The organism is Rhizobium mesoamericanum STM3625, assembly GCF_000312665.1.
Classification (GTDB): domain Bacteria; phylum Pseudomonadota; class Alphaproteobacteria; order Rhizobiales; family Rhizobiaceae; genus Rhizobium; species Rhizobium mesoamericanum.
Genome location: NZ_HF536773.1, coordinates 598,853 through 615,627 on the forward strand (window position 1 = coordinate 598,853; position 16,775 = coordinate 615,627).

A 16,775-nucleotide genomic window follows, 5' to 3' on the forward strand; every position below is an offset into this window, starting at 1 on the left:
ATGCTGAAATACATCCTTTGGCGCATTGCTGCGATGGTGCCGACGCTGTTCATCATCTCGGCACTGGTCTTCACGATCATCGAACTTCCACCAGGCGACTTCTTCGAGAGCCAGATCGCCGAGCTGCGGGCTCAGGGCGAGAGCGCCAATCTTCAGGAAATCGAAGAGCTGCGAAAGCAATACGGTTTCGACAAGCCTGAGATCGTCCGCTACTTCTTCTGGGTCGGCGGCATGCTGCGCGGCGACTTCGGCTATTCGTTCGAATATCAACTGCCGGTCTCCGAAGTCGTTGGCGATCGTCTCTGGCTGACGATCCTCGTCTCCTTTTCCACGATCCTGCTGACCTGGTTGATCGCGTTTCCGATCGGTATCTATTCGGCAACCCACCAGTACAGTTGGGGCGACTACGGGTTGACCTTTCTGGGATTGCTCGGCATCGCCATCCCGAACTTCATGCTGGCTTTGATCCTGATGTACTTTGCAAACATCTGGTTCGGTGTCTCTATCGGGCACTTGATGGACCAGAAGTTCCTCAACGAACCGATGAGCTGGGAAAAGGCTCGCTCGATCCTCTCGCATCTCTGGATTCCGGTCATTATCGTCGGAACAGCCGGAACGGCCGGCATGATCCGGCGGCTTCGGGCCAATCTGCTCGACGAGATGCAGAAGCAGTACGTCGTCACCGCCCGCGCCAAGGGGCTCCATCCGCTTCGCGCGCTCGTGAAATATCCCTTGCGCATGGCGCTTAACTTTTTCGTCGCCGACATCGGCTCGATCCTGCCGTCGATCATCTCGGGGGCCGAAATCGTCGCGATCGTATTGTCGCTTGAAACGACCGGTCCAATGCTCATCAAGGCTCTGCAGAGCCAGGACATGTATCTCGCGGGGTCATTCCTGATGTTCCTCGCCTTCCTCAACGTGATCGGGGTACTCGTTTCCGATATCGCCCTCGGTTTCCTTGATCCGCGTATCCGCCTGCAAGGCAGGAGCACCAAATAAATGTCGCCCTTGCCACCGCCCGGCGCACCGATGCCGCACTACGTTTCAACCGCACCCTTCGATCCGATGGCGACGGAAGGGATGACGGCTGCGCAATCGCGTATCCACCTTGCCTCGCAAAAGCAGTTGATGTGGTGGAAGTTCAAGCAGCACCGGCTCGCGCTTGTCTCCGGCATTTTCCTGCTTGCCCTCTATCTCATGATCATCATTGTCGAATTCATTGCGCCCTATGGGCTGCATACCAAGAACGTCGACTTCATCCATTCGCCGCCACAACGTGTCCACTTCTTCAGCAACGGCAGGTTCATCGGCCCCTTCGTCTATGGACGCAGCATGTCACTCGACATCGATACGCTTCATCGACTCTACGCCGACAAGCCAAACGATGTGCAGCCGATCCGCTTCTTCTGTCGCGGCGATCCCTACAAGTTCTGGGGATTGATATCGTCTGACCTGCACCTGGTTTGCCCGGCGGTCGGCGGCCAGATGTTCCTGCTTGGCACCGACCGTCTCGGCCGCGACGTGCTTTCCCGCATTCTCTATGGTGCGCGCATTTCGCTGACGATTGGCTTGATCGGTATCGCCATCAGCTTCTGCCTCGGCATCGTCATCGGCGGTCTTGCGGGCTATTGGGGAGGCGTCTTCGATCTGATTGTCCAGCGCCTCATAGAGGTGCTGCAGTCGCTGCCAAGCCTGCCGCTCTGGATGGCGCTGGCAGCGATCATGCCGGTGACGTGGAGCCCGATCGTCATTTATTTCGGGATCACGGTCATTCTCGGGATCATCGATTGGACGGGACTTGCGCGTGCCGTGCGATCGAAACTCTTGGCGTTGCGCGAAGAGGACTACGTTCAGGCAGCCCAGCTAATGGGTGCCAGCACGCCCCGCATCATCGGCCGACATCTTGTGCCCGGCTTCATGTCCCACCTGATCGCCTCGGCCACGATTTCGATACCAGGCATGATTCTTGGCGAGACGGCGCTGAGCTTCCTTGGCCTCGGCCTACGCCCGCCGATCACCAGCTGGGGCATTCTGCTGACAGAAGCAAAGAGCGTAAGTGTCATCGCGTTCTATCCTTGGTTGCTTTTTCCAATTATACCGGTGGTTCTAGTTATTTTGGCGTTCAACTTTCTGGGAGACGGCTTGCGCGATGCGGCAGATCCCTACAAATAGCGGCCAGCCCGGCGGAGCGTTGCTCTGTTGCGTGACGGCCAACAAAACCGGCGGTGCTAGTATGAACGACAGCGCAGAAGGAGTGCCCATGGCACGGCGCCTGGAAGATGCCCGCATCCTCATGTACAGCCACGACACGTTCGGCCTCGGTCATCTGCGCCGCTGTCGCGCGATCGCGCATGCTTTGGTCGAGGACTATCGCGGCCTCAACATTCTGATTATCTCCGGCGCCACGATTGCAGGCGCTTTCGATTACCGCGCGCGCGTCGACTTCGTGAAGATCCCAAGCGTGATCAAGCTTCGCAATGGCGAGTACACGTCGATGGCAGGCCATATCGACCTGCATGAAACCCTGAAGATGCGCGAGGCGAGCATTCGCCACACCGCCGAGACCTTTCAGCCCGACATCTTCATCGTCGACAAAGAACCGATGGGACTGAAGGGCGAGGTCGAGGACACGTTGGCCTATCTCAAGGCACGCGGCACCGTTCTCGTGCTTGGCCTGCGCGAAATCATGGACGCGCCGCACCTGCTTGATGCCGAATGGAAGCGCAACGGCATCATGCAGAAGATCGACCAATATTACGATTCCGTCTGGGTCTACGGTCCGCCGGATTTCTACGATCCGCTGGTCGGCCTTGATGTTCCGCCAAGCGTGCGCAGGAAAATGGATTTCGTCGGCTTCCTGCAACGCAATGTCTCCACGAGCAAGACCTCGATCAATGCGCGGTCGGACAACTACATCTTGGTCACGACCGGGGGTGGTGGCGACGGGTCAGATCTCGTACACGACGTCATGAACGCCTACGAATATGATCCGACCTTGCAACAAAAGGCCCTGGTGGTTCTCGGGCCCTACATGCCCGCGGCCGAGCGCGCCAAGCTGGTCGCCAAGGGATCCCGCATCCCCTACATCGAGGTGATCGAGTTCGACAATCACATGGAAGAGTTGATTTCAGGGGCAACGGGTGTGGTCGCCATGGGTGGATACAATACCTACTGCGAGATACTCTCTTTCGACAAGCCTGCCCTTATCGTTCCCAGGGTAAAGCCGCGTGAAGAGCAGCTGTTGCGTGCAAAGCGGGCAAGCGAGCTCGGCCTTGTCGATATGTTGCTGCCAGATCAGTCCGCAAATCCGACGGTGATGTCTGAAGCTTTGAAGCGGCTGCCGGAGCGCCTGCCGCCATCCAAGAGTGGCTGTACCCTGCAACTGAAAGGCCTTGACCATATCTCGCAGACCGTCGCTCACTGGCTCGACGGCCGCAGCCCTCATTTGTCTGTCGTCGGAGCCGAGTGAAGGCCAGGACGTTGTTGCACCGCCGTAAGATTCTCGTCGTGCTGAAAGGCTACCCGCGCCTTTCGGAAACCTTCATCGCCCAGGAGCTGCTCGGCCTGGAGAAGGCCGGCTTTGACCTGACCTTGATCTCGATGCGTCGCCCGACCGACAAGAAGCGGCATCCGGTCCATGACGAGATCAGGGCACGCGTCATCTATCTGCCGGAGTATCTCCACGAGGAACCGATCCGCGTCCTCAAGGGGTTTTTTGCAAGCTTTCGCAAGCCGGGAATCAAGGCGCTGTGGAAACGCTTCCTAAAAGACCTGGCGCGTGACCTCTCTCGCAATCGCTTCAGACGCTTGGGACAAGCGCTGGTGCTTGGCCGCGAGTGGCCGGACAATGGCGAATGGTTGCACGCGCACTTCATCCATACGCCTGCCTCGGTGACCGAGTATGCGAGCATCCTGACAGGCGTACCCTGGACTTGCTCTGCCCATGCCAAGGACATCTGGACATCGCCCGATTGGGATCTGCACGAAAAACTTGGCAGCGCACGCTGGACCGTGACCTGCACACGAACCGGTTATGAGCACATGCGTACGCTGACAGCTCGCAAGGAAGCCGTGCATCTGAGCTACCATGGCCTCGACCTTGCGCGTTTTGCCCATTTTGGCGGCCAGCGATCTCACCGTGACGGCAGCGATCCGGCCGACCCAGTGCTCATTCTCAGCGTTGGGCGAGCGGTGGAGAAGAAAGGCTACGAGACGCTTTTGAGGGCACTTGCACTCCTGCCCCGCGAGCTTAACTGGCGGTTCGAGCATATTGGTGGCGGCGACAAATTGCCGAAGCTTAGGGCTCTTGCTGCGGAACTTAACATTTCAGATCGGATCAGTTGGAAGGGCGCGCTCGCGCAGGAAGACGTGCTCGACCACTATCGCCGGGCAGATGCTTTCGCGCTTGCCTGCCGTATTGCGTCAAATGGCGATCGCGACGGCCTGCCGAATGTGCTGGTGGAGGCATCGAGCCAGCGCTTGCCTTGCGTCTCGACCGCAGTCTCAGGGGTGCCTGAACTCCTTGTCGACGGCGAGAATGGAATGGTGGTTCCACCGCAGGATCCTGTGGCGTTCGCCGGCGCACTTGAGACTATGATCCGGGACCCAGCCTTGCGCCTGCGGCTCGGTGATGCCGCCGAACGGCGCGTGCGAGAGCATTTCGATCACGAGGCAAGTATCGGTCAACTTGGCCGGCTATTTGAAGAGGAATGGCAGAAAGCCTCATGAGCATGCCCCGCGTTTTCTTTTACGTTCAGCATTTGCTCGGCATCGGGCATATCGCGCGCGCAAGCCGCGTCGCTGGTGCACTCGTCCGCGACGGGTTCGAAGTGACCGTCGTCACCGGCGGTCTACCAGTGCCTGGCTTTCCCGAAGAAGGCATCCAGACAGTGGCGCTGCCGCCAGTCGTGGCGAGCAATAAAGGTTTTTCGGGACTTGCTGACCAAAACGGCATAGCCGCCGACGAGGCTTTTTTGAGCCGGCGGCGCGATCTCCTGCTTTCCGCCTTTTTCAATTCTGCGCCCGATGTCGTCATCATCGAAGCGTTTCCGTTTGGTCGCCGGCAAATGCGCTTCGAGCTGCTTCCGCTTCTCGATGCTATCAAGAAGGCGCATCCAAGGCCGAAGCTTTTCAGCTCCGTGCGCGATATCCTGCAGCAAAACCGCAAGCCCGGACGCGACGAAGAGACGGTCGCACTGGTCCGCGAGCATTTCGATGGCGTCCTCGTCCACGGGGACCCAAACTTCGTTCGTTTGGAGGATACCTTTCCTCTGACATCCGATATTGCATCCAAGATCCGCTACACCGGTATGGTGGCTACAAGGCGTGCGGCTGAGCCGGAGGAAACCTTCGACATCATAGCATCCGCAGGTGGCGGAGCCGTCGGTCTCGATCTGCTTCGAGCCGCCAATGCAGCTGCCGCCATGCTGCCGGCGAAGCTGCGGTGGCTACTGATCAGCGGGCCGAACCTTCCGGAGGCTGATTTCGCCAGTCTCGCGAATGAAAGGCCGTCGAACGTAACCCTTGTCCGCTTTCGCAAGGATTTTCCCTCGCTTTTGCGCGGCGCGCGCGTTTCCATCTCGCAAGCGGGTTACAATACCGTTGGCGACCTTTTGCAAACAGACTGCAGGGCGATCCTCATCCCATTCGTGGCTGGTGGAGAGACGGAGCAGTCGGTTCGCGCCGAGCGGCTCAAGGCGCTCGGCCTTGCAGACATCCTGCCGGAGGCTGATTTAACGCCCACGCTCGTTGCAGATGCCGTCAGGGCCGCACTTGCAGCGCCGCAGACAGCCCCGGTGTTGCTGGATCTCGGCGGCGCGGAGAAAACCGCGGCGATCATTCGGTCAATGATTGCCTGAAACCCTCGCACTTTGCGAAAATCATGTGATATAAACAACATCCCGGCGAGAATCGGCATGACGACGGCAAGCCGATTCGCCTTGTTTTCATTACGAGATCCGGTGCTCCGGTTGCATGGTCCTGTTTTCGGCATCCCTCTTTGACTTGCCGCAGGTCACTGCCCCCCGAGATCTCCCAGGCAACTGACGGTTAGCAATGGAAAAAAGCCTCGCGCGTTACATCTGGTCGAACACGCGGCTGCAGCAGCTTTGGATCCTAACGGTCGTTGCAGTCTCGATGATCCCCTATTTTCTGTCCTTCGATCTGCCCAAGCAGATCGTCAACGGGCCGATTCAGGGTTCGGGCTTCGAGGGAGAAGGGGCAACGCAGACCTTCATGCGGTTGGCCTACAAGTTTCCGATCATTGGCGAGGTTGAATTCTTCAAGGGCCTCCAGCTTGACCGACTGCAAATGCTGATGGGGCTGAGCCTCGTCTTCCTTGCGCTGGTCGTCCTGAACGGCCTCTTCAAATTCTACATCAACACTTACAAGGGCCGGCTTGGCGAGCGAATGCTGAGGCGCATCCGCTTCGAGCTGATCGACCGCGTGCTGCGCTTTCCGCCGGCACACTTCAAGCGCGTCAAGTCGGCTGAGATCGCGACGATGATCAAAGACGAGGTGGAGCCAATGGGCGGCTTTACCGGCGACGCCTTTGTCTCGCCGGCTTTGCTCGGCGGCCAGGCTCTTACGGCGCTAGCCTTCATCATCGTTCAGAATTTCTGGCTCGGCATGATCGCAGCGGCGATCGTCGGCGTACAGGCGGTGGTGATCCCTCGCATGAGAAAGCGCCTGCTTGAACTTGGTCGCGCGCGACAGCTCACTGCTCGCGAGCTGTCAGGTCGTGTCGGCGAGATTGTCGATGGTATCGGCACAATTCACGGCAACGACACGTCGAATTTCGAACGCGCAGACATCGCCACGCGGCTTGGGCTGATCTTCTCGATCCGCTATGACCTCTACCAGTGGAAGTTCCTGGTCAAGTTCCTGAACAACTTCCTGGCCCAGGTTACCCCTTTCCTCTTCTACGCGATCGGCGGCTATCTGGCGCTGCAGGGACGGCTGGATATCGGCCAGCTTGTCGCCGTCATCAGCGCCTACAAGGACCTGCCAGGGCCGCTCAAGGAGCTGATCGACTGGGATCAGATGCGCCAGGATGTCCAGGTCAAGTATCAGCAGGTCTACGAACAGTTCAATGTGGAACCGCTAATCGACGGCAAGATCCAGGAAATTCCGGCAGAGGCGATTGGAACATTGTCCGCTCCGCTCGTGGTCACCAATCTGACGGTAAGCGACGATAGCGGCGCGCGGCTTGTCGATCACGTCTCCGTCGAGATCAACCCGAACGAAACGGTTGCCGTCGTCGGCCCGAATTCCAGCGGCGCTGAAGCTTTTGCCGAAGCGCTCGGGCGGTTGGTGTGGCCGGACTCCGGTCGCGTGACGATCGACGGCAAAGACCTTCTAGACCTGCCCGAATCCATTACCGGCCGTCGTATTTCCTACGCATCCGCCGACACCTATTTCTTTCACGGGACGTTGCGAGACAATCTTCTCTACGGCTTGAAACATGCTCCCCTGCGGGAGCCTGAGTACGACGGCAACCAGGCTCAGGAAGCCAAGTGGCATGCCGAGGAGGCTGCCAAAGCCGGCAACCCGACGATGGATATCAACAGCGACTGGGTTGATTATCAGGCAGCCGGTGCGACTGGCCCCGGGGACATTCTGACGGTGATCCGTCCGGTCCTCGATGCCGTGCTCATTTCGCAGGATATTCTCGATCTGGCACTTCGATCGACGGTCAACACGAGTGTGCATGTCACGCTCGCAGGCCACATTGTCGACCTGCGAACGGCGCTTCGCAAGCGCATGCAGGAGTCCGATCTCGGCAATATTGTCGTTCCATTTGATTTCGATGCTTTCAATCCGCAGGCCACCGTCGGCGAAAACTTGCTCTTCGGTTCGATGAAGCGACCGCTGATGACCAATCGCCGGTTGGCGGCACACCCCTATTTCCAGACGCTCTTCCGCGACACCGGCCTCAGCAACGAACTCTATGCTATGGGGCTTGAGATCGCAGAAAACACGGTCGAACTATTCCATGATCTGCCGCCGGATCACCCGTTCTTCCAGCAGCTGACTTTCATGACGGCCGACGATATCCCGACCTATCAGGCGCTACTGCAAAAACTGCAGAGCCGACATTTCGATGATGCGACGCCCGAAGAGCGTTCCGCAATTATCCGCCTCAGTTTTGCTTACATCGAGCCGCGCCACCGTTTCGGTCTCCTGACCGACGAACTGATGGCGAGGATCGTCAGTGCGCGAAAACAGTTCCATAAGAATATTCCGGATGATCTCGCCGCTGTGATCGAGCGATACGATCCGGAGCGCGTCGTCTCTTCGGCAAGCCTGATGGACAATGTCTTGTTCGGTCGTATTGCCTATCAGCAGGCCGACGCGTCCGACCGCATTCGGGCCATCATGGGCGAGCTGTTCGATTCGCTCGAACTCTTCGACGACGTCTTGGCGATCGGGCTAGAATTCGACGTCGGGTCCGGCGGAAAGCGCTTGACGATGGTGCAGCGGCAGAAGCTGAACCTCGCCCGTGCGCTTCTCAAACGTTCCGACTATTTCATTTTCAACAGGCCGCTGTCGGCACTCGACCAGCGCATTCAGGACCAGATCACCCACAACATCGTGCAAGGGCTGCACAAGGAAGGTGAACGTCCGACGATCATTTGGGTGCTATCTAACGCTCGGCTTGCAGAAATCTTCGATCGCATCCTGCTCTTCGACCGCGGCGCCTTGGCTGAAGCAGGCAACTTTCCGCAGCTTTCCGAACAAAACGGGATGTTCAAGGAACTGTTATCGTAATACTCTATTAGAGGGACAATAAGATGGCGCCCCTTGAGAGGTGCCACGATCTAACGCCGCGCACCGAACAGCGCGGCAGGGGGTATGACGTTTATGCTGTTGAGAGACGAAGTCGAAATGCTGCGGCGGGTGCCGATCTTCTCGAGGATTGCACCTGCAAAACTCAAGCTGTTGGCGTTCACTTCTGATCGAATGACATACAATGTGGGTCAGGACCTTTTCCGTCAGGGGGATCCCGGCGATGCCGCCTACGTGGTCCTTTCCGGCACTGCCGATATTCTCGTCCACTCCTCTGCCGGCGACATCAAGGTCGCAGAAGTAGAACTTAACTCCATCGTCGGCGAGATTGCCATTCTGTGCGATGTCTCCCGTACAGCGACCGTTCGCGCCACGTCGCCCCTTGAAGTTCTGCGCATCAGCAAGGAACACTTCCTGAAACTGCTCAGCGATTTCCCTGAAATGGCCGTCGAGATCATGCGCGTGCTGGCCGATCGCCTGAATCACACAACGGCGGAGCTGACCGCCGCCCGCGCCGCCAAGCAGCCGCAAGCGGCAGCGATGTAATATTTCCATGTCTGAAGCAAAAGGCCTGCCCCGCTAACGGGGGAGTGACACGCCGAACGGAGTCGATCTGTATTTCCCGTCCCGCGCTGACCGCCAGAGCTGCGCGGAAACGACATCAACTGAAATACACCGTCGTAAAGCCGGCTTATCCCCGTTGCCTTGCTATCGACGCTCTGCTGGCAAGCTCAACTCTTCACGTGACCCACACATCAAGACCCATAACCGGGGATGGCCCGCCGCCGAAGTGGCAGGCCATACCTTACTTTTTCTCGATCATACATGAGCATGCGGGTTCTGATGTTCGTCCCACAACGCCCAAGCCGATATTGCCGCAACGAGCAGGCCCAAAACCACGTGTGTCCACATCGCATTCATATTCGCGGCAAAATTGAGCAGCCAGGGCGAGACGAGCAGCCAGATCCCGATTATCATGTTCGCCCATTCCTCCCATTCCGAGAACGCGGTCAAAGTGGCGAGCGCCAAAGCACCTATGACGATGCCAACGATCCACGCGTTCCAGGCGGCCATGAACTCACCAGCGAAGCCCATCACCCAAGGCGAGACGAATAAGGCGACTGCGAGAGCCAGGTTGAGCCAATCCTGTGCTTTCTTGCCTTCCATCATTCCATTTGCCATGACAACCTCCACGAATGAAGCTTGATCAACGGTGTGCGTGCTACGCACGCTGTAAACGATTTAATTTTGCGCATATTGATTCTTCAAGATCCCGATTGTCTCCGTGATGGGGGAGAACAACCATGACCGCGAGACCCCTGCTCCCTTGCCGATGGTTGGCCAACAGCGCGGGGGAATGCGCGAAAGTCGGAGGGGCACTATCGAGTGCCCCAGCCCAGTCATTCTAGGCAAGCGAGTGTTGGCCTCCTGCCCCAGTCTTCGCCCCTTGCAGTTCATCCGCGACCGCCGACATGCCCGCATCCTGGCAGGCGTCAATGAACGCCTCGCGCGCGATGGCGACTGGCGTCATTCGGTTTAGGGCGCGGCGGCACGTTTGAACCGCCCGGTTATAGTTTCTGCCGCGATAGATGGCCCAATCGCCTTCCAGAAAATCGAGCGCATCGTTGACAGAAGCGAAAACCTGGTGCGCCCCATCCTTCATACGGACCGTGACGGGCGACATCCAAAGCAGTTCCGGATTGAGCATGATGTCCTCCTTTCGCATTCAAGCCGGATGAAAAAGAAGTGAAAAAAATATCGGCGCCGGCAGAGTGAATTTCAAGACTTTCCGCTTTGCCGATCCGAGCGAGAAGACCGCCGCCTGCCCTCTCAATACACACCGGCTTCACAGCGGGCCCAGGGTACCCCTTCCCCGCCATGACAGTCGACGGTTTGCGCAAAGAAGGACGGTGTCGGGGCGAACCCCGACACAACAGGATTTCCCTTAGGGGGTCATTTCGCCCCGAAACCAACCCCCGTATTTCGGGGCGGGGACCAAATTAGTCGCGCTGTTCGAGTGCCCTGCTGAACGCCAGCGCAGCAAGCGTGCACAAGGCGCCAGAAAGCAGGTAATAGCCGACGAAGGGCAAGCCGAACCGGCTGGACAGGGTCAGCGCAACGAGCGGCGCAAAGCCTGCGCCGACGAGCCATGCAAGGTCGGACGTAAAGGCCGCGCCGGTGTAACGATAGCCCCTGCCGAATCGCGACGAAATCGAGCCGGTCGCCTGGCCGAAAGACAGGCCAAGCACGCCGAAGCCGATGATCACGAAGGCACTCTGTCCCCCGGAGCCGGCTGCCATCAGGAGCGGGCCGATAAAGCTGAAGATCGCAATCAGCACGGCACAGATGGCAAGCTGGGCACGCCTGCCGATTAAGTCTGCGATCATGCCGGATACGACGATGGCGACGAGACCAACCGCGGCGCCAATGATCTGCACAACCATGAAACCGCCGATCGGCTGGGTTCCGTAGAGATACACCCAGCCTAGCGGGAAGATGGTCACCAGGTGGAACATGGCAAAGGTTGCGAGCGGCACGAAAGCGCCAAGCAGGATGTCGCGTCCATGGACACGCAGAACATCGCGGATCGGTGCCGCTTCGAGTTCATGCTGTTCGAGCGCCGAGCCGAACTCCGGCGTCATGACAAGACGCAAACGGGCAAAGAGCGCAACCACGTTGATCGCGAAGGCGACAAAGAACGGATAACGCCAGCCCCAGCTCAGGAAGTCTTCGCTGGACAGGTTGGCAATGAAAAAGCCGAACAGCACGCTTGCCAACGCAAATCCGATCGGAGCGCCGACCTGTGGGACCATCGCGTACCATCCGCGGTGGTTTGGTGGTGCATTGAGCGCCAGAAGCGAGGCAAGACCATCCCATGCCCCGCCAAGGGCAAAGCCCTGGCCCAGTCGGAATAGGGCAAGCAAGGCGATCGACCAGGCACCGATCTCATTATAGCCGGGCAGGAACGCGATCGACGCGGTCGACCCGCCAAGCAGGAACAGTGCGATGGTCAGCTTGACGCCGCGGCCGTAGACGCGGTCGATGGTCATGAACACGACAGATCCGACCGGGCGCGCCAGAAATGCGAGCGAAAAGATCGCAAAGGAATAAAGCGTTGCCGTCAGTCGGTCGGGAGCAAAAGGAAAGACAAGTTGAGGGAAGACCAGCACCGATGCCAGGCCATAGACGAAGAAATCAAAAAATTCGGACATGCGCCCGATGACGACGCCGATCGCGATGCTGCCGGGTGATACCGGCTTGTCGGCGTGAATTCGCCGCGCGTCCTCTTCCATCGATGTGGACGATGGTCCGTAGTGTGTTGTACTTGCCATTAAACGCCTCCCTCGTTGAGGCACCCTGTGGCAAAGCGCCTCACTAGCGATCTTGATCAAACCACTGCGCTTATCAAGTCCGATCGACGTAAATAGTTCATCATCCTCCTTGAAAATTAGATGTGGACGAAAAATCGGAGTCCGCACTGTCAAATCGGGCTGCAAAAGGCTGGCATGATCGGCCTTCGCGGTTATATTAGCCCTTCAAAAAAGGTTGGGCGCGAAAATCCTTCGCATTGCCATCAGGATTTTGACATCCTGCGCCACGTGTTTTATCCCGCAGTGCGGCATTTCTGCTGCACTGCGACCAAACACCTCATGTTGCTATCAGGTACGGTGCTTTAGTCGCGGTTTGGACGAAACAACAAGAGCATAGAGACGTGCAAAAACTGCCAAAGTTTTCCCGCCATCTCCTCGTTCTGCCACTGCTTCTGGCGCTGGCAGGATGCAATATGGTGGTCATGTCGCCCTCAGGCGACATCGCCATGCAGCAACGCGACCTGATCATCGTATCGACCGTTTTGATGCTGCTGATCATCGTTCCGGTGATCTTCCTGACGCTGCTGTTTGCCTGGCGCTATCGCCGTTCAAACACGGCTGCCACTTATGATCCCGAATGGCATCATTCCACGCGCCTGGAAGTGGTCATCTGGTCTGCGCCACTGGCGATCATCATCGCGCTCGGCGCCATCACCTGGATCAGCACGCACAAACTCGACCCGTTTCGTCCTCTCGATCGGATTGACGCTGAGCGCGCCATTCCGGCCGATACAAAGCCGCTAACCGTCGAAGTCGTCGCACTCGACTGGAAATGGCTGTTCTTCTATCCCGAACTCGGCATTGCGAGCCTCAACGAAATGGCAGCACCAGTCGACGTTCCGATCAGTTTCAGGATCACCTCGTCGTCGGTCATGAACTCCTTCTACGTGCCGGCGCTCGCCGGCCAGATCTATGCAATGCCCGGCATGGAAACCAGACTGCATGCCGTCATCAACCAGGAAGGCGCCTTTGACGGCTTTTCGGCAAACTACAGTGGTGCCGGCTTCTCGCACATGCGCTTCAAGTTCCACGGCGTCGACCAGAAGGGCTTCGATCAATGGGTGGCGCAGGTAAAGGAAAAGGGCACCGCACTGAACCGGGACACTTATCTGAAGCTCGAGCGCCCAAGCGTGAGAGAGCCCGTGCGTTACTTCTCCTCGGTCGAAAAGGGTCTCTTTGACGCGATCCTCAACATGTGCGCAGCACCTGGCAAGATGTGCATGAACGAAATGATGCACATCGACAGGATGGGTGGCGGCGGCAAGGAAAGCGCCGAAAATCGTGAAAAGCTGCGCTACGACGACCGTCATGCCGACCAGACCGGTGGCGAACACGGGGCTCTGGCGGGCGAAGGCAACGATGGCATCGAAACCAAGCCGTCAAACGCTGCGAATGGCGGTGGCGAGACCGATGACATGCAGAACATGCCGGGAATGCAACATGACGGGCATGCAATGCCCGGCATGGACCACGGCACCGGCGACGGCACGGCGCCTGCGCAATCAAACAGCAATTAGACCTGGCGCTTTGCGTCGATACGACATCAATGAACGGGTTCATCCATGTTTTCCAATCCTGACCTCCTGAAGTTCATCTTCGGTCGGTTGACCCTAGAATCGATCCCCTATCACGAGCCGATCCTGGTCGTGACCTTCGCGGCGGTCGCCCTCGGTGGCATCGCGCTTCTAGGTGTCGTTACCTATTTCAAGCTCTGGGGTTACCTCTGGCGTGAGTGGCTGACGAGCGTCGATCACAAGAAGATCGGCATCATGTACGTCATCCTTGCGCTGATCATGCTGCTGCGCGGCTTCTCAGACGCCATCATGATGCGCCTCCAGCAGGCGATCGCCTTCAATGGATCGGCCGGTTACCTGCCGCCGCATCACTATGACCAGGTCTTCACTGCCCATGGCGTCATCATGATCTTCTTCATGGCGATGCCGTTCGTGACGGGCCTGATGAACCTTGTCGTGCCGCTGCAGATTGGTGCACGCGACGTCTCCTTCCCGTTCCTGAACAATTTCTCATTCTGGATGACGACTGCAGGCGCGATCATCATCATGATCTCGCTGTTCGTTGGGGAATTCGCCCAGACCGGCTGGCTTGCCTATCCGCCGCTGTCGGGATCCGCCTACAGCCCGGGCGTCGGTGTCGACTATTACATCTGGGGTCTGCAGGTGGCCGGCGTCGGCACGACGCTCTCGGGCATCAACCTGATCGCGACGATCGTGAAGATGCGTGCGCCCGGCATGAGCTTCATGAAGATGCCGGTCTTCACCTGGACGTCGCTCTGCACGAACATCCTGATCGTCGCGACCTTCCCGATCCTGACGGCAACGCTGGCGCTCCTTTCGCTCGACCGTTACGCCGGCACGAACTTCTTCACGAATGACCTTGGCGGCAATCCGATGATGTATGTCAACCTCATCTGGATTTGGGGTCACCCGGAAGTCTATATTCTGGTGCTGCCCGCTTTCGGCATCTTCTCGGAAGTTGTCGCTACCTTCTGCGGCAAGCGTCTCTTCGGTTACGCGTCGATGGTCTATGCCACCTGCGTGATCATGATCCTGTCCTACCTCGTGTGGCTCCACCACTTCTTCACGATGGGTTCGGGCGCCAGCGTCAACTCCTTCTTCGGAATCACGACGATGATCATTTCGATCCCGACCGGAGCAAAGATGTTCAACTGGCTGTTCACCATGTACCGGGGACGCATCCGCTACGAAGTGCCGATGCTGTGGACGCTCGGCTTCATGGTCACCTTCGTCATCGGCGGCATGACGGGCGTTCTGCTCGCCGTTCCGCCAGCCGACTTCGTGCTGCACAATTCGCTCTTCCTCATCGCTCACTTCCACAACGTCATTATCGGCGGCGTTGTGTTCGGGCTGATGGCGGGCGTCACCTACTGGTTCCCGAAGGCGTTCGGCTACAAGCTCGATCCGTTCTGGGGCAAGATGTCCTTCTGGTTCTGGCTGATCGGCTTCTACTTCGCCTTCATGCCACTCTACGTGCTCGGCCTCATGGGCGTGACACGGCGCGTGTCGCAGTTCGAGGATCCGTCCTTGCAGATCTGGTTCATCATCGCCGCCTTTGGCGCCGTCCTGATCGCGATCGGAATTGCGAGCTTCATCATCCAGCTCGTCGTCAGCTTCTTCAAGCGCGAAGAGCTGCGCGATACCACTGGCGATCCGTGGGATGGGCGTACGCTGGAATGGTCGACGTCTTCGCCGCCGCCGGACTACAACTTTGCCTTCACGCCCGTCGTCCACGATCATGATTCCTGGTACGACATGAAGGCGCGCGGCTATGCCCGCCCGCTGGAGGGCTTCAAGCCGATCCACATGCCAAAGAACACCGGAACCGGCGTTATCCTTGGCGCGATCAGCGTCGTACTGGCCTTCGCCCTTATCTGGTACATGTGGTGGCTCGCCGCCTTGTCATTCGCCGCCATGCTGGCCGTCGCGATCGGTCATACCTTCAATTATAAGCGCGACTTCTACATCCCCGCCGAGGAAGTCACGGAAACGGAAGGCAAGCGCACGGCGCTGCTTGCTGAGCAGGTGTAAGACCATGAGCGGTACAGTGATCGACAAGGCCAACAAGCCCGAATTCTATGTCACCGAGGAGCACCATCCGGAAGGCAGCACCATGCTGGGCTTCTGGCTCTACCTGATGAGCGACTGCCTCATCTTCGCGGTGCTGTTTGCAACCTTTGCCGTTCTTGGCCGCAACTTTGCGGCCGGGCCATCACCAGCCGATCTCTTCGATCTGCCGCTGGTCGCCGTCAACACGTCGATGCTTCTTTTGTCTTCCATAACCTACGGCTTTGCCATGCTGCAAATGGAACGGAAGGAGAAGGGTGCGACGCTGTTCTGGCTCGCCATCACCGGCATCTTCGGTCTCACCTTCCTTGGGATCGAACTTTACGAGTTCGCACATCTGATCCAAGAGGGCGCTGGCCCGACGCGCAGCGCCTTCCTGTCGTCCTTCTTCACTTTGGTCGGCACGCACGGCCTGCACGTCACGTTCGGTATCGTTTGGCTCGTCACGCTAATGGTGCAGGTGTCGATGCGTGGTCTCATCGTGGAAAACCGTCGCCGCCTGATGTGCCTGTCGATGTTCTGGCACTTCCTCGACGTCGTCTGGATCGGCGTCTTCTCCTTCGTCTATCTTATGGGAGTTCTCAGATGACCGCTAACGCACCCGCGACCGAGGACGCGCACGAAGCCCATCATGGTCACAGCCACGGACACGAGGCGGCCCATGGTACCTTCAAGAGCTACATGATCGGCTTTGTACTGTCGGTCATTCTGACGGCGATCCCATTCTGGCTAGTCATAGCCGGCGTGTTCGAAAGCTCGACCGTCACCGCCGCCTGGATCATGGGGCTCGGTGCCGTGCAGATCCTCGTTCATATGATCTTCTTCCTGCATATGAACCCGCGTTCGGAAGGCGGCTGGACAATGATGGCACTGATCTTCACGCTGCTGCTCGTGGCTATCGCGCTCGCCGGCTCCCTCTGGGTCATGCATCATCTCAACACAAACATGATGCCGATGAGCCCGGAAATGATGAAGACGATGCCTTAAAGGCAAAGCGGGCGGCGTCAGCGCCGCC

General features: G+C 58.3%; 14 protein-coding genes. 11 read left to right on the top strand and 3 right to left on the bottom strand.

Annotated elements, in window-relative coordinates:
- The 7 genes from BN77_RS23075 to BN77_RS23105 all read left to right on the top strand — a co-directional run bounded on the left by BN77_RS23075 (position 1) and on the right by BN77_RS23105 (position 9,333).
- Positions 1 to 999, top strand: a complete 999-nt coding sequence (locus BN77_RS23075) for an ABC transporter permease (protein WP_007536575.1) — start codon at positions 1 to 3, stop codon at positions 997 to 999.
- Positions 1,000 to 2,172, top strand: a complete 1,173-nt coding sequence (locus BN77_RS23080) for an ABC transporter permease (RefSeq protein ID WP_007536576.1) — start codon at positions 1,000 to 1,002, stop codon at positions 2,170 to 2,172.
- 88 nt (positions 2,173 to 2,260) lie between these two features.
- On the top strand, positions 2,261 to 3,469 hold the full coding sequence (locus BN77_RS23085) for a glycosyltransferase family protein (protein ID WP_007536577.1): 1,209 nt from the start codon (positions 2,261 to 2,263) through the stop codon (positions 3,467 to 3,469).
- Between the two features lie 11 nt (positions 3,470 to 3,480).
- Entirely contained in the window at positions 3,481 to 4,728 is a 1,248-nt protein-coding gene (locus tag BN77_RS23090; protein ID WP_085989871.1) for a glycosyltransferase, read from the top strand.
- Entirely contained in the window at positions 4,725 to 5,858 is a 1,134-nt protein-coding gene (locus BN77_RS23095; RefSeq protein ID WP_007536579.1) for a glycosyltransferase family protein, read from the top strand. Before BN77_RS23090 ends, BN77_RS23095 begins: the two co-directional genes overlap by 4 nt.
- Before the next feature lie 196 nt (positions 5,859 to 6,054).
- On the top strand, positions 6,055 to 8,769 hold the full coding sequence (locus BN77_RS23100; RefSeq protein WP_007536580.1) for an ABC transporter ATP-binding protein: 2,715 nt from the start codon (positions 6,055 to 6,057) through the stop codon (positions 8,767 to 8,769).
- A 93-nt stretch (positions 8,770 to 8,862) separates the two neighbouring features.
- On the top strand, positions 8,863 to 9,333 hold the full coding sequence (locus BN77_RS23105) for a cyclic nucleotide-binding domain-containing protein (protein WP_007536581.1): 471 nt from the start codon (positions 8,863 to 8,865) through the stop codon (positions 9,331 to 9,333).
- 273 nt (positions 9,334 to 9,606) lie between these two features.
- Here BN77_RS23105 and BN77_RS23110 read toward each other — a convergent pair whose 3' ends face one another.
- From BN77_RS23110 to BN77_RS23120, 3 genes are all read right to left on the bottom strand, one after another.
- A complete protein-coding gene (locus BN77_RS23110) occupies positions 9,607 to 9,969 on the bottom strand; it encodes an SPW repeat protein (protein ID WP_007536582.1) in 363 nt (120 codons plus the stop codon).
- A 223-nt stretch (positions 9,970 to 10,192) separates the two neighbouring features.
- A complete protein-coding gene (locus BN77_RS23115; protein WP_007536583.1) occupies positions 10,193 to 10,495 on the bottom strand; it encodes a DUF982 domain-containing protein in 303 nt (100 codons plus the stop codon).
- 292 nt (positions 10,496 to 10,787) lie between these two features.
- The gene (locus tag BN77_RS23120; RefSeq protein ID WP_007536585.1) at positions 10,788 to 12,119 is read right to left on the bottom strand and encodes an MFS transporter; all 1,332 of its coding nucleotides are present in this window, start codon (positions 12,117 to 12,119) and stop codon (positions 10,788 to 10,790) included.
- Between the two features lie 380 nt (positions 12,120 to 12,499).
- Here BN77_RS23120 and cyoA point away from each other — a divergent pair, with 380 nt between their 5' ends.
- The 4 genes from cyoA to cyoD are packed head-to-tail and all read left to right on the top strand — an operon-like array spanning position 12,500 to position 16,747.
- On the top strand, positions 12,500 to 13,675 hold the full coding sequence (gene cyoA / locus BN77_RS23130; RefSeq protein ID WP_007536589.1) for a ubiquinol oxidase subunit II: 1,176 nt from the start codon (positions 12,500 to 12,502) through the stop codon (positions 13,673 to 13,675).
- 45 nt (positions 13,676 to 13,720) lie between these two features.
- The gene (gene cyoB / locus BN77_RS23135) at positions 13,721 to 15,724 is read left to right on the top strand and encodes a cytochrome o ubiquinol oxidase subunit I (RefSeq protein ID WP_007536591.1); all 2,004 of its coding nucleotides are present in this window, start codon (positions 13,721 to 13,723) and stop codon (positions 15,722 to 15,724) included.
- Positions 15,725 to 15,728: 4 nt separating this feature from the next.
- A complete protein-coding gene (cyoC, locus tag BN77_RS23140) occupies positions 15,729 to 16,349 on the top strand; it encodes a cytochrome o ubiquinol oxidase subunit III (protein ID WP_007536593.1) in 621 nt (206 codons plus the stop codon).
- Complete coding sequence (cyoD, locus tag BN77_RS23145) at positions 16,346 to 16,747, top strand: cytochrome o ubiquinol oxidase subunit IV (RefSeq protein WP_007536595.1); 402 nt, start codon at positions 16,346 to 16,348, stop codon at positions 16,745 to 16,747. Before cyoC ends, cyoD begins: the two co-directional genes overlap by 4 nt.
- Positions 16,748 to 16,775 lie beyond the last annotated feature (28 nt).

Bases quoted from the DNA above. Each gene is read 5' to 3' on its own strand.
- BN77_RS23075 (WP_007536575.1), top strand. From the start codon at position 1: ATGCTGAAATACATCCTTTGGCGCATTGCTGCGATGGTGCCGACGCTG.
- cyoC (WP_007536593.1), top strand. From the start codon at position 15,729: ATGAGCGGTACAGTGATCGACAAGGCCAACAAGCCCGAATTCTATGTC.
- BN77_RS23080 (WP_007536576.1), top strand. From the start codon at position 1,000: ATGTCGCCCTTGCCACCGCCCGGCGCACCGATGCCGCACTACGTTTCA.
- BN77_RS23085 (WP_007536577.1), top strand. From the start codon at position 2,261: ATGGCACGGCGCCTGGAAGATGCCCGCATCCTCATGTACAGCCACGAC.
- BN77_RS23100 (WP_007536580.1), top strand. From the start codon at position 6,055: ATGGAAAAAAGCCTCGCGCGTTACATCTGGTCGAACACGCGGCTGCAG.
- BN77_RS23115 (WP_007536583.1), bottom strand. From the start codon at position 10,495: ATGCTCAATCCGGAACTGCTTTGGATGTCGCCCGTCACGGTCCGTATG.
- cyoB (WP_007536591.1), top strand. From the start codon at position 13,721: ATGTTTTCCAATCCTGACCTCCTGAAGTTCATCTTCGGTCGGTTGACC.
- BN77_RS23120 (WP_007536585.1), bottom strand. From the start codon at position 12,119: ATGGCAAGTACAACACACTACGGACCATCGTCCACATCGATGGAAGAG.
- BN77_RS23095 (WP_007536579.1), top strand. From the start codon at position 4,725: ATGAGCATGCCCCGCGTTTTCTTTTACGTTCAGCATTTGCTCGGCATC.
- BN77_RS23110 (WP_007536582.1), bottom strand. From the start codon at position 9,969: ATGGCAAATGGAATGATGGAAGGCAAGAAAGCACAGGATTGGCTCAAC.
- cyoD (WP_007536595.1), top strand. From the start codon at position 16,346: ATGACCGCTAACGCACCCGCGACCGAGGACGCGCACGAAGCCCATCAT.
- BN77_RS23105 (WP_007536581.1), top strand. From the start codon at position 8,863: ATGCTGTTGAGAGACGAAGTCGAAATGCTGCGGCGGGTGCCGATCTTC.